An 11953-nucleotide genomic window follows, 5' to 3' on the forward strand; every position below is an offset into this window, starting at 1 on the left:
TGTAAATTTACACCGAAGTATGCGTAAATTGATAATTGTAGCTCATAATTTGATTAAGCAGTTGATAGCCAATGGGTTTCTGATTTGAATTGTAAGTCATTGTCAGTCTGGCAGTGATTTCTATTATTCGGAAACTATCACATACAACCCGTCCGAATATTTTCTAGATCAATATTCGGTATTCAATTGACAATAGATTCCCCAAATGGTTAAGATTGGAAAAATAGAGTTAAGCGAATTCCCATTGTTACTGGCGCCCATGGAGGATGTCAGCGATCCGCCTTTTCGTGCTGTTTGTAAAGAGAATGGCGCAGATCTGATGTATACGGAGTTTATTTCATCGGAAGGTTTGATTCGTGACGCTGCTAAAAGTGTACAGAAGCTAGATATTTTCGAATATGAGAGGCCGGTGGGTATCCAGCTTTTTGGGAGTGATATCGAAACGATGGGCTCTTGTGCAGAGATAGCGTCCAGAGTTAATCCTGATCTTATTGATATAAATTACGGCTGTCCTGTCAAAAACGTGGCCTGCCGCGGGGCGGGTGCGGCACTTCTGCAGGATGTTCCCAAGATGGTGCAAATGACAGAGGCGGTGGTCAAATCTACGCATCTGCCCGTCACAGTTAAGACTCGTTTGGGGTGGGACGAAAGTACAAAAAACATTCAGGAAGTGGCCGAGAGACTGCAGGATATCGGGATTCAGGCGCTGAGTATTCATGGGCGCACACGCGTGCAGATGTACAAAGGTGAGGCAGACTGGACGCTTATTGCCAAGGTAAAAGACAACCCCCGTATCCGTATTCCTATTTTTGGTAATGGAGACGTGGATTCTCCTGAGAAAGCTCTGGAGTATAAAAATAGATTTGGGGTTGATGGAATCATGATCGGCAGGGCCAGTATTGGTAACCCCTGGATATTTAATGAAATCAAGCATTTTGTGAAAACCGGTAAATACCTGGCACCTCCAACAATCGCTGATCGGGTAGCTGTCTGCCGCAGGCACCTTGAATTTTCGATAAGATGGAAGGGACCCATTGCCGGTGTTTTTGAGATGAGAAGGCACTATACCAACTACTTTAAAGGTTTGGAGCACTTCAAGCCGTATCGCATGCGCCTTGTGGAGGGGATGTCCTTTGAAGAGCTGGAAGGTATTTTAGGTGAAATTGTTCAGGATTACAGTGAAGTGATATGTTAAAAGTGACAGTAGGCAACGCGGCAACTTCTTCGAATGTATTGGAGGTATCTCGCAAAGGTCAGGAGTGGTGTATAGGTGATATCCCATTTGACGGCGATATTGTGAAGATCAGCGACACCAGGTATCATGTTATCTGGAAGCATAGGTCGTTTACCCTGGAAATTTTGGAAAGCGACAGGGCTGGCAAGGCTTTCCAATTTATGATCAACGGGAAGCTTTATCATACCAGCGCGAAAGATCAGCTGGATATGCTGCTGGATGGCATGGGTATGAATAAAACTTCGGCAAACAAGTTGAACCATTTGAAAGCGCCGATGCCGGGTTTGATACAGTCCATAGCTGTTCATGAGGGGGATGAGGTTAACAAAGGGGACAATTTGCTGGTGTTGGTGGCCATGAAAATGGAGAATGTGATCAAATCGCCCGGAACAGGTATAGTTAAGTCCTTAAAAATAACACCGGGACAAATCGTTGAAAAGAATGAGGTCTTGTTAGAGTTTCAATAAATTACTTGCTAATCTAAATGTCCTACCCTTATTTTTACGGATCAAATCATTTACAACAAAGTCATGTCGGAACCCAGGTATAAGCGTATACTTCTCAAACTCAGCGGAGAAGCACTCAACGGCGGAGATAAAACACAGGTCATCGATTTTAACATCCTTGATAACTATTCAACTGAAATAAAAAAAATCTCTGATGCAGGGGTGCAAATCGCCATTGTTATTGGTGGCGGTAACATTTTTCGAGGAGCCTCGGTCGAAAAATCGGGGATTGATCGGGTACAGGGCGATCATATGGGTATGCTGGCGACTGTTATCAATGGTATGGCTATACAGAGCTCGCTCGAGAAGCATGGCATGAGAACACGCTTGATGTCGGCCATTAAAATGGAGCAGGTTTGTGAGCCACTGATTCGTCGCAGGGCCGTTCGCCATCTAGAGAAAGGAAGGATCGTTATTTTTGGTGCAGGAACGGGGAACCCCTATTTTACAACAGACACAACCGCAGGATTACGCGCAATAGAATCGGAATCGGAAGTTGTACTCAAAGGTACCCGTGTGGACGGTGTCTATACTGCTGATCCGGAAAAAGATCCCACTGCTACCAAATACACAAAGCTAAGTTTTGATGAGGCGCTGTCCAAGAATCTGAAGATCATGGACTTGACGGCATTTACACTATGTAAAGAAAACAATGTTCCTATCATCGTCTTTGATATGAACAAGGCCGGCAATCTTTATGATCTCGTAATGGGGGGAGATGTGGGAACTTTGATTTCGAATTAATCAGGTTTCATTTATAAATTGCAAATCGAAGGTTTGAAGTAATTAATTACAACCAATGGAAGAAATAGAATTATATCTGGAAGACGCCCGTGATACGATGGAGGGCGCAATCAAACACCTTATTATAGAATTGGGCAAAATTCGCGCCGGGAAGGCATCTCCTCAGATGCTGGAAGGTCTTCAGATAGAATATTATGGCTCTATGACGCCTATTCAAAATGTGTCGACGATCAATACGCCGGATGCAAGAACGATTGCGATCAGGCCATTCGAGAAAAAAATAATCAATGATATTGAAAAGGCCATCAGGAATGGAAACCTCGGTTTCGCTCCTTCCAATGATGGAGAAATGATTCGTATCTCGGTACCCCCTCTGAATGAGGAGCGTCGCCGTGAATTGGCCAAAAGAGCACGAAACGAGATTGAAACTGCCAAGATTAATGTGAGGAATATCCGTCAGGAAGCCAATAACTCATTGCGTAAGCTGACCAAGGAAGGCGTTGCAGAAGATCTGGTTAAATTGAGTGAGGATCGTGTTCAAAAACTGACAGACAGTTTTGTTTCAAAGATTGAGCAAATCTATTCGGCGAAAGAAAAGGAAATAATGGAAGTGTAGTGTCGGTTATACTGAAAAACAAAAAACCCGCATCGCGCGGGTTTTTTGTTAAAATTCTAATCCTCTTTTTTCTGGAACCCTTCAAATCCCCTGTGGTTGGATTCTTCATATAATCTTTCCGTTGGCAAGTTCCGGAAATAGTCATAAGTGATTTTCAACCCTTCTTCGCGTGGTACTTTGGGTTCCCATCCCAAGATTTCCCTGGCTTTGGTAATGTCCGGCTGACGCTGTTTGGGGTCATCCTGAGGTAAATCCTTGTAGACTACTTTTTGATCCGTTCCCGTAAGCTTGATGATCTCTTCGGCGAAATCTTTAATTGTGATTTCTGATGGATTACCAATATTAACCGGCAAAGCATAATCACTTAATAGCAGACGATAAATACCTTCAACGAGATCGTCCACATAACAGAATGCACGTGTTTGAGAGCCGTCTCCAAAAATGGTGATATCCTCACCTCGCAGCGCCTGGCCGATAAATGCAGGTAAAACGCGGCCATCATTGAGGCGCATTCTAGGTCCGTAGGTATTAAATATCCGTACAATACGTGTCTCAAGCCCATGGTAGCGGTGATATGCCATCGTGATTGCTTCCTGATAACGTTTCGCTTCATCGTAGCAACCACGCGGCCCTATGGGATTTACGTGTCCCCAATACTCTTCGGTTTGCGGATGCACCAAGGGGTCGCCGTATACTTCGGATGTGGAAGCAATGATGAACCGTGCATTTTTAACCCTTGCAAGTCCCAGCAGGTTATGCGTTCCCATAGCGCCCACTTTCAACGTTTGGATAGGGATCTTCAAATAATCAATGGGGCTGGCGGGCGAAGCAAAATGAAGGATATAATCCAGATCGCCAGGGATATGAACAAATTTCGTTACGTCGTGGTGATTGAACTCGAAATTTGGATTGGGCATAAGGTGTTCAATATTGCGCAGATCTCCTGTAATCAGGTTGTCCATGGCAATCACATACATGCCTTCCTTCAAAAATCGCTCACAAAGGTGCGACCCTAAAAAGCCTGCTGCTCCAGTTATTAGTACACGTTTCATTTATAACATTATTAAATTATTTGGCAAACAATAAAAGAGACAGCAGCCTTGGGCCACTTATGCCGGAAATCAAGAAACTTTTTCCCGGCCAATACTGAAATAGGTGTACCCCATCTCCCGCATCAGATCAAGTTCGTATAGATTCCGGCCGTCAAAAATCACCTTATTTTTCAGCAATTTACCCATTTTTTCAAATTCCGGCGTGCGGAACTGAGGCCATTCGGTAAAAATCATCAAAGCATCTGCGTCATCCAGAGCGGCATACGGTGTGTGGCAGTAGGTTACCTTGTCGCCGAGTACACCCTTTACGTTATTCATTGCTTCCGGATCGTAAACGGTAATATGGGCACCAGCCTCCAAAAGAGCTTCTATATTTTCGAGTGCGGGTGCTTCACGGATATCATCGGTATAAGGTTTGAAGGCAAGGCCCCACACTGCAATCGTTTTGCCTTTCAGATCATTGCCAAAATAGGTGTCGACCATGGGCAACAGTTTCTTCTTCTGATCATCGTTTACCTCCATCACCGATTTGAGGATACGAAAGTCGTAATCATAGTCAAGCGACGTTTTAGCAAGCGCCTGTACATCTTTTGGGAAACAACTGCCCCCATACCCAATTCCCGCAAAAAGGAAACGCTTCCCAATTCGGCTATCAGTTCCAATCCCGCGGCGGATATCGTCGACATTGGCGCCTACTTTTTCACACAAGTTGGCAATCTCGTTCATGAATGTGATTTTCATAGCGAGAAACGAGTTGGCGGCGTATTTGGTCATCTCAGCAGAACGCTCATCCATGAATATAACCGGGTTTCCCTGGCGTACCAATGGTGCGTAAAGCTTTTCCATCACTTTCTTCGCTTTTTCGGAAGTGGTACCTACCACAACCCGATCGGGTTTCATGAAATCTTCCACAGCAACACCTTCCCGTAAGAATTCGGGATTGGATACCACGTCAAAGTCAACCCGGGCATTTTTTGAAATGGTCGCCCTTACTTTTTCTGCCGTTCCAACGGGCACCGTGCTTTTATCAATAATCACAGCATACTGTTCCATTACATGGCCCAGATCATCTGCTACTTTCAGAATGTATTTCAAATCGGCAGATCCATCTTCACCGGGAGGTGTGGGAAGCGCCAAAAATATCACCTGAGCGTCTTTTATACCTTCAACCAGATCCGTGGTAAACTGAAGTCTTCCCTCTGCCACATTCCGATCGAAAAGCACATCGAGCCCCGGTTCATAAATGGGGATGTCTCCATTTTGAAGGCGTTCAATTTTTTTAACATCAATATCTACGCAAGTAACCTGATTTCCGGTTTCGGCAAAACAGGTGCCCGTAACCAACCCCACGTATCCTGTTCCTACTACTGCAATTTTCATAAATGTGCGATAAAGTTTTAGCTGCAATGAATCTTGGTAAAAAAACAAAATTGTACTTAACCAAGTCTGTCGTCGTTAAACTGACGCAAAAGTAATTTTTTTATGTGAATCCTGTTCTCCCCGATCCGAAATAGTTAGCGACCGGTACCTGTAATATGTTGATTTCTTCTTATTATTGAATTAAACAAATTTTCACTCATCAACACGAAGTATATGGGATCCATAGAATCAAGTCAGGAACAGCGTAATGAAAACTGTAAACTCATTAAGAATGCAGTCCGGGATTTTGCTGACCGGAAAATAAAGCCTAACGTTCGCTCATGGGATGAAGCACAATATTTTCCAACTGAGGTTTTTCATGAACTGGGTGAGCTTGGCGTTATGGGCATGCTGGTGCCAGAGGAATTTGGTGGCGCAGGCCTGGGATATAAGGAATATGTATCGGCTATCATTGAATTGTCAAAGGTGGATCCATCCATCGGGCTATCGATGGCGGCGCATAATTCGCTTTGCACCAATCACATCCTGATGTTCGGCAATGCAGCGCAGAAGAAGACATACCTCCCCAAGCTGGCATCGGGGACTTGGATTGGTGCCTGGGGACTTACGGAGCCAAACACCGGATCCGACGCAGGCAACATGAGTACGGTAGCAATAAGAGAAGGCAACGACTGGATCATCAACGGGTCTAAAAATTTTATTACCAACGGCAAGAATGGTAATGTGACGGTGCTGATTACCCGTACAGGAGAACCCGGGGATAAGCACGGGGCCACTGCATTCATTATAGAACAGGGCACGCCCGGATTTACAGCCGGCAGAAAAGAAGACAAGCTGGGCATGCGCGCGTCTGAAACGGTGGAGCTATTGTTTCAGAATTGCAGGGTCCCTGATAGTCAACGGCTGGGTGAAATTGGAGATGGCTTTGTGCAATCGCTCAAGGTTTTGGATGGAGGTCGTATATCTATTGCAGCCTTGGGAGTGGGCACCGCACTGGGAGCCTATGAAGCAGCTTTGGAATATTCCAAACAAAGACAACAGTTTGGCAAACGGATTTGTGACTTCCAGGCCATCGCGTTCAAGCTGGCGGACATGTATACAGATGTGCAAGCCTCGTCCTTGCTGACCTTCCACGCCGCTGAACTCAAAGATAATGGAGCGAAAGTTTCCCTTGCGAGTGCCGTTGCCAAATATCATTCTTCCGAGACCGCTGTACGGGTTGCTAATGACGCCGTTCAGGTTTTTGGAGGATACGGATACACTAAAGACTACCCGGCGGAAAAATTCTATCGCGACAGTAAGCTCTGTACAATTGGTGAAGGTACCAGTGAGATTCAGAAAATAGTAATCTCAAAGGAAATTCTGAAAGATTTTTAATCCGAAACCACCCATCACACGTCTGCACCGGTAACCTGCTTTATAGCTCATCCGTAAAACATAGGTAGGAATGTAAGGGTGATGTATTTATCTTCACCATAAACCAACCTATCCAACCTGACTATGACCGCATTATCAGTACTCCTCGTGCTCGTTGTCCTCACCGTCCTGATGACGGTGAAAGTGGTACCACAGCAAAGAGCTTATATCCTCGAACGATTGGGGAAATTTTATGCTGTATTACAGCCCGGGGTTAATTTTGTAATTCCCTTTTTTGATCGGATTGCCTACAAATACACGTTGAAGGAAACCGCCATCGATATTCCAGAGCAAATCTGCATTACCCGGGACAATGTGCAGGTGCGCATGGATGGAGTTATTTTTATTCAGGTCATCGATCCTAAAAAAGCGGCCTATGGCATTGCAGACTACACTTTTGCGGTGATTCAGCTTGCGCAGACAACCATGCGGAGTGAAATTGGCAAGCTGGACCTGGATAAGACCTTCGAAGAAAGGATGACGATCAACCGGGCTGTGGTGGAGAGTATTGACGAAGCTGCAATTGGCTGGGGCGTGAAGGTATTACGCTATGAGATCAAAAATATAACCCCGCCTCAAAGTGTTCTGATAGCAATGGAAAAACAAATGCAGGCCGAACGGGAACGACGGGCTGTGATTCTGCAGTCGGATGGGGAAAAGCAAGCTGCTGTAAATGTTGCCGAAGGACAGAAACAGAAGGCCGTTCTAGAGTCGGAAGGCTTAAGGTTAAGACAAATCAACGAGGCCGAAGGAGAGGCAGCCGCACTGAGGTCCGTTGCTGAGGCTACTGCAGAAAGTATCCGCGTTGTGGCGTTGGCGATACGGGAAGAGGGCGGTTTGGAGGCAGTGCAGCTCAAAGTAGCCGATAATTATGTGGAGCAGTTTGGTAAGTTGGCCAAAGCAGGAAATACGCTCATTTTGCCAGCTAATCTGGCCGACATGGGTTCCATGATAGCTACCGCATTGACAATTGTAAAATCAGAATCAAAAAAATAATATGGATTTGTCCCTTCCTCAAATTTGGCTTATTATAGGGCTGGTCATGCTCGTGGCCGAATTACTGAGTGTGTTTTTAGTTTTTATATTTTTCGCAGTTGGTGCATCGGTAACCGCTTTGCTGGCATTTCTGGGAGTCATTCCCGGTCTTGAAATGCAAATCGTAACATTTTCCGTCATCTCCCTTATCTCACTTTTAGCATTCCGCAAGCATGCGCGGCGGCTTCTGGACAGCAGGGGGAAGTCTTTGGAGTACAGTGAATTTGTGGGTGAGACAGCGATGGTTGTCCGGGATATACCTGTTGAAGGAGAAGGGAAGATTTACTATCGTGGCGCTGAATGGAAAGCGGTTTCGCTTGATCAGAGCGCAATCCTTGCTGGAAGCAAAGTGGTTATAACCCGAACGGATGGAATTGTTCTTGTTGTGGAAGAATCCTGAAAATTTCCCTGCTAAAAGTAAAAAGCGTTTTGCGAAGCCCATGGAGCTTAGCAAAACGCTTTTTTGCGTTGTGGTATTCGTTTTTTTAAGGAACTACCACTGTTGCTTATTTCTTACCATTCGAATGAATGGGTCACGGCCTGCCGTGCGCAGAAACCTTTCTATTTTTTCAAGGCTTCTTCCACCGGAAGTCCTATGTTTCCACTCGGAGGCAGAATATGTAACAAGGAGGATATTGTGGATGCGATATCGGAAACAGAGGTACGGCGAAGGGTTTCACCTTTATTGATACCCCAGCCAAACATGACGAAAGGGACCTGTGTGTCGTAATTGTATGGAGTGCCATGAGAAGTGCCCGTTGCACCGCCATAAAACCATCCTGGCTGGGTCATAATCTGAATATCACCACTGCGTTTGGCATTGACATTGTTTTTGTAAAGTTCCAGTTGGTAGGTGTTCAAAGGCGCAGTGCCCATGTCCGTCAGGTTGATGACGTCTGCGATACCCGGAAGGGGCAATAGTGCTTCCCGAACCACTGCGGTCATTTCAGCTACCGTGATTTTCTTCTCTTTCAACAGCGCATGGTTGAGATAAAGCTGATTGTTGGCTGTGCCTTTTACGAAGTCATTTTTGCCGTAATTGTCTTGTATGGCTTTATTCAGGGCTTGGATCACGTTGGTTCTGCTGACCAGGCCGGCTGGCAATTTGTGTTCCTTGGCAAAGCCAGGCACATCCACAACGCCATGATCTGCGGTCAGAAACACGGTGTACTCTCCTTTACCAACATATCCGTCCAGAAATGTAAAAAGGTCTGCAAATTCACGATCCAGACGTAGGAAATCATCCTGCTGTTCTACTGAATTTGGACCTACACTGTGCCCGATTTTGTCCGGGGTGGAAAAGCTGACGGCCAGAAAATCAGTATCTTTTCCTTTGCCCAGTTTTTCGCCTTTTATAGCCTCAATGGCCATTTCCTTGGTGATGGTATTGCCCCAGGGGGTGTTGGTTACCACGCCAAACGCGTCACCGGCAAGTCCGGCTAATTCATAAGGGAAAACCGGCTTTGGGTTGCCAGGCAACTTTCCTTCCCAGGGGACGTCATCCGGAGAGCTCTGTGTGTACTGATCGGTGGGGAGCAATAGCTGCCAGCCCTTTTTTAAATATTCCGAGGGCATTTTTTTTGCATTGTAGTCCTTGGCCCATTGCGGCAGGTCTTCCATATAGAAGGTGCTGCTCACCCAATTGCCTGTTTTGGAGTCAAACCAGTAGGCGGCGTTGGCAGTATGCCCGGCCGGTAAAATGGATCCTCTGTCCTTTATAGAAATGCCAATTGTTTTGTTTCGGAAGTTGGTAGCGATCCTCAACTGATCGGTTACTGTGCTGGTCAACAGATTTTTGGGAGACATTTTGCCTACACTTACATTGTTGCTTCCCACCGTTTTTACAGTGCTGTCCTCCGTACAGTAAACGTCTCTGCCAGCGTACCGGTCGTACCATTCGTTGCCAATGATGCCGTTGATAGCAGGGATAGATCCGGTGTAAATGGAGGAGTGGCCTGCCGCTGTTACCGTCAATGCATAGCTGTAATGGTTGTTGCGGCAATGGAAACCTTCATTCATCATCCGCTTGAAGCCACCTTCGACATACTGATCATAGTAGCGGTATAAATAATCGTATCGCATCTGATCCACCACAATACCGACTACCAGCTTGGGTCGGGCAATCGTTGATGATTTTGTGGGTGTCTTTTTGACGGATTGAGCACTCACGTTAAGTGATATCACACAGCCCAGAAGCCAAAGCGAAATTTTTCTCATGGTTTAGGAATTGAATTGATTAGAATAAAAAACCGGGAGGAGGTGTCCGTCCCGGTTCGAATAGTAAAGACTTGAATGTTACTTTTTTAATGCTTCTTCGACCGGATTCCCAACATTTCCACTGGGAGGCAAAATATGTAAAAGTGCAGATATGGTGGGTGCGATGTCTGCGATGGTCGTCCGTCTAAGCGTTTCCCCTTTATTTATACCCCAGCCATAGAGTAGAAAAGGTACATGCGTATCGTAATTGTAGGGTGTTCCGTGATCGGTTCCGGTGGCGTAGCTTTGCGCGAACCAGCCTGGCTGCGTAATGATCTGCAGATCACCGCTTCGTTTGGCATTGATATTGTTTTTGTATAATTCCAATTGATAGGTATTTAGCGGAGCTCTGCCAATATCTCTCAGGTTAATGACGTCGGCAATACCATCCATAGGAAGTATCGTAGACCGCACCACTTTGAAGGCATCTTCGACCGAAACCTTTTTGGCTGCCAGCAATGAATCATTAAAATAGAGCTGGTAGTTTTCAAATGACAATACATATTTACCTTCTCCGAACGCATTATTCAATCCGGTTACAATGTTTCGCGTCAGCGTGGTAGGGTTGATCAATCCTGCCGGTAACTTATGTTCCTGCCAGAAAGCGGGCACATCCATGGCGCCGTGATCCGCAGTGAGAAACACGGTGTAATTGCCCTTCCCGGTCCATGAATCCAGGAAATTGAAGAGCTCAGCAAATTCCATATCCAGTTTAAGGTAATTGTCTTCCTGCTCTACTGAGTTCGGGCCGAATGCATGGCCAATCCGATCGGGCGTGGAAAAACTAACAGCGAGAAAATCAGTCTCTTTTCCTTTGCCAAGATTTTCACCTTTAATGGCGGCAATGGCCATTTCCTTTGTCATGGTATTGCCCCACGGCGAGGTTGTGATCACGCCGAATGCGTCTCCGGAAGTACCAATGAGTTCGTGGGGGAAAACAGGCTTGGGCTGCCCTGATAATTTACCTTCCCAGGCCACATCGTCGGGTGTGCTTTGCGTGTAATGATCAATGGGCAAAAGCGTGTTCCAACCTCTTTTAGCGAACTCAGCGGGCATTTTTTTTGCATTGTAATCCTGAGCCCATTTGGGTAGCTCAGTCATATAATACGTGCTGGTCACGAAGTTCCCGGTTTTTGAGTCGAACCAGTAGGCGCCATTGGCAGCATGGCCTGCCGGCAGAATGGATGCACGGTCTTTGATAGCCACACCGATGGTTTTGGATCGAAAATTGGTCGCGATCCGCAACTGATCGGTTACGGTACTCACCAAAAGATTTTTAGGGGACATTTTTCCTACGGTAACGTTGGTGCTTCCCACAGTGGCAACGGACTTGTCGTCGGTGCAATACACATTCTGACCCGTGTATTTGTCGAACCAGTCGTTGCCTACAATTCCATTGACAGCCGGTAGTGCACCGGTATACACTGCTGAATGTCCGGCAGCGGTAACGGTAAGCGCATAGTGATAGTGATTGTTGCGTGCGTTGAAACCTTCATTCATCAGTCTTTTCAGGCCACCTTCTTTGTATTTATCGTAATAGCGGTACAGATAATCATAACGCATCTGGTCCACCACAATACCGACCACCAGCTTTGGGCGTTCGAGCGAGCGGGGCTTTACAGTTGTTTTAGTAGCCTGACCCACAGCAATTTGAAACAGTAAAAGCGTAGTTGCGGCAACGAGTAATCCGGATTTTCTGACTGATCTCATAGAT

Annotated in this window: 11 protein-coding genes; 7 read left to right on the forward strand and 4 right to left on the reverse strand. The window is 45.9% G+C overall.

What is annotated here, in order from left to right; translation table 11 throughout:
* Positions 1-205 precede the first annotated feature (205 nt).
* The 4 genes from dusB (at position 206) to frr (ending at position 3100) form a co-directional block, all read left to right on the forward strand.
* A complete protein-coding gene (gene dusB, locus DYADSP32_RS24660) occupies positions 206-1195 on the forward strand; it encodes a tRNA dihydrouridine synthase DusB (RefSeq protein ID WP_149240270.1) in 990 nt (329 codons plus the stop codon).
* Positions 1189-1701 carry an acetyl-CoA carboxylase biotin carboxyl carrier protein subunit gene (locus tag DYADSP32_RS24665; protein WP_149240269.1) on the forward strand — a complete coding sequence of 171 codons (513 nt, stop codon included), beginning with the start codon at positions 1189-1191 and terminating at the stop codon, positions 1699-1701. Before dusB ends, DYADSP32_RS24665 begins: the two co-directional genes overlap by 7 nt.
* Before the next feature lie 63 nt (positions 1702-1764).
* The gene (gene pyrH / locus DYADSP32_RS24670; protein WP_149240268.1) at positions 1765-2484 is read left to right on the forward strand and encodes a UMP kinase; all 720 of its coding nucleotides are present in this window, start codon (positions 1765-1767) and stop codon (positions 2482-2484) included.
* Positions 2485-2539: 55 nt separating this feature from the next.
* Entirely contained in the window at positions 2540-3100 is a 561-nt protein-coding gene (gene frr / locus DYADSP32_RS24675; RefSeq protein ID WP_149240267.1) for a ribosome recycling factor, read from the forward strand.
* A 56-nt stretch (positions 3101-3156) separates the two neighbouring features.
* Here frr and DYADSP32_RS24680 read toward each other — a convergent pair whose 3' ends face one another.
* Both DYADSP32_RS24680 and DYADSP32_RS24685 read right to left on the reverse strand, forming a co-directional pair.
* On the reverse strand, positions 3157-4152 hold the full coding sequence (locus DYADSP32_RS24680; protein WP_149240266.1) for a UDP-glucuronic acid decarboxylase family protein: 996 nt from the start codon (positions 4150-4152) through the stop codon (positions 3157-3159).
* A gap of 69 nt (positions 4153-4221) precedes the next feature.
* Positions 4222-5532: a UDP-glucose dehydrogenase family protein gene (locus tag DYADSP32_RS24685; RefSeq protein WP_149240265.1), complete on the reverse strand. Its 1311-nt coding sequence runs from the start codon at positions 5530-5532 to the stop codon at positions 4222-4224.
* A 213-nt stretch (positions 5533-5745) separates the two neighbouring features.
* On the opposite strand from DYADSP32_RS24685, the gene DYADSP32_RS24690 reads away from it, so the two are divergent.
* From DYADSP32_RS24690 to DYADSP32_RS24700, 3 genes are all read left to right on the forward strand, one after another.
* The gene (locus tag DYADSP32_RS24690) at positions 5746-6909 is read left to right on the forward strand and encodes an acyl-CoA dehydrogenase family protein (protein WP_149240264.1); all 1164 of its coding nucleotides are present in this window, start codon (positions 5746-5748) and stop codon (positions 6907-6909) included.
* A gap of 123 nt (positions 6910-7032) precedes the next feature.
* Entirely contained in the window at positions 7033-7944 is a 912-nt protein-coding gene (locus tag DYADSP32_RS24695) for a stomatin-like protein (protein WP_149240263.1), read from the forward strand.
* A 1-nt stretch (position 7945) separates the two neighbouring features.
* On the forward strand, positions 7946-8383 hold the full coding sequence (locus tag DYADSP32_RS24700; RefSeq protein WP_149240262.1) for an NfeD family protein: 438 nt from the start codon (positions 7946-7948) through the stop codon (positions 8381-8383).
* Positions 8384-8544: 161 nt separating this feature from the next.
* Here the strand turns inward: DYADSP32_RS24700 and pafA (DYADSP32_RS24705) are convergent, their stop codons facing one another.
* Together pafA (DYADSP32_RS24705) and pafA (DYADSP32_RS24710) are read right to left on the reverse strand one after the other, a co-directional pair.
* Complete coding sequence (pafA, locus tag DYADSP32_RS24705) at positions 8545-10200, reverse strand: alkaline phosphatase PafA (RefSeq protein WP_149240261.1); 1656 nt, start codon at positions 10198-10200, stop codon at positions 8545-8547.
* Positions 10201-10278: 78 nt separating this feature from the next.
* Positions 10279-11949: an alkaline phosphatase PafA gene (pafA, locus tag DYADSP32_RS24710; protein ID WP_149240260.1), complete on the reverse strand. Its 1671-nt coding sequence runs from the start codon at positions 11947-11949 to the stop codon at positions 10279-10281.
* Positions 11950-11953 lie beyond the last annotated feature (4 nt).

Origin of the sequence: Dyadobacter sp. 32, from assembly GCF_902506755.1 — a bacterium.
In the GTDB taxonomy this organism is placed as follows: Bacteria; Bacteroidota; Bacteroidia; order Cytophagales; family Spirosomataceae; genus Dyadobacter.

What these genes read in the sequence shown, in the direction of transcription:
- frr (WP_149240267.1), top strand. Translation starts at nt 2,540, where the DNA reads ATGGAAGAAATAGAATTATATCTGGAAGACGCCCGTGATACGATGGAG.
- dusB (WP_149240270.1), top strand. Translation starts at nt 206, where the DNA reads ATGGTTAAGATTGGAAAAATAGAGTTAAGCGAATTCCCATTGTTACTG.
- DYADSP32_RS24695 (WP_149240263.1), top strand. Translation starts at nt 7,033, where the DNA reads ATGACCGCATTATCAGTACTCCTCGTGCTCGTTGTCCTCACCGTCCTG.
- DYADSP32_RS24700 (WP_149240262.1), top strand. Translation starts at nt 7,946, where the DNA reads ATGGATTTGTCCCTTCCTCAAATTTGGCTTATTATAGGGCTGGTCATG.
- pafA (WP_149240261.1), bottom strand. Translation starts at nt 10,200, where the DNA reads ATGAGAAAAATTTCGCTTTGGCTTCTGGGCTGTGTGATATCACTTAAC.
- DYADSP32_RS24685 (WP_149240265.1), bottom strand. Translation starts at nt 5,532, where the DNA reads ATGAAAATTGCAGTAGTAGGAACAGGATACGTGGGGTTGGTTACGGGC.
- pafA (WP_149240260.1), bottom strand. Translation starts at nt 11,949, where the DNA reads ATGAGATCAGTCAGAAAATCCGGATTACTCGTTGCCGCAACTACGCTT.
- pyrH (WP_149240268.1), top strand. Translation starts at nt 1,765, where the DNA reads ATGTCGGAACCCAGGTATAAGCGTATACTTCTCAAACTCAGCGGAGAA.
- DYADSP32_RS24690 (WP_149240264.1), top strand. Translation starts at nt 5,746, where the DNA reads ATGGGATCCATAGAATCAAGTCAGGAACAGCGTAATGAAAACTGTAAA.
- DYADSP32_RS24665 (WP_149240269.1), top strand. Translation starts at nt 1,189, where the DNA reads ATGTTAAAAGTGACAGTAGGCAACGCGGCAACTTCTTCGAATGTATTG.
- DYADSP32_RS24680 (WP_149240266.1), bottom strand. Translation starts at nt 4,152, where the DNA reads ATGAAACGTGTACTAATAACTGGAGCAGCAGGCTTTTTAGGGTCGCAC.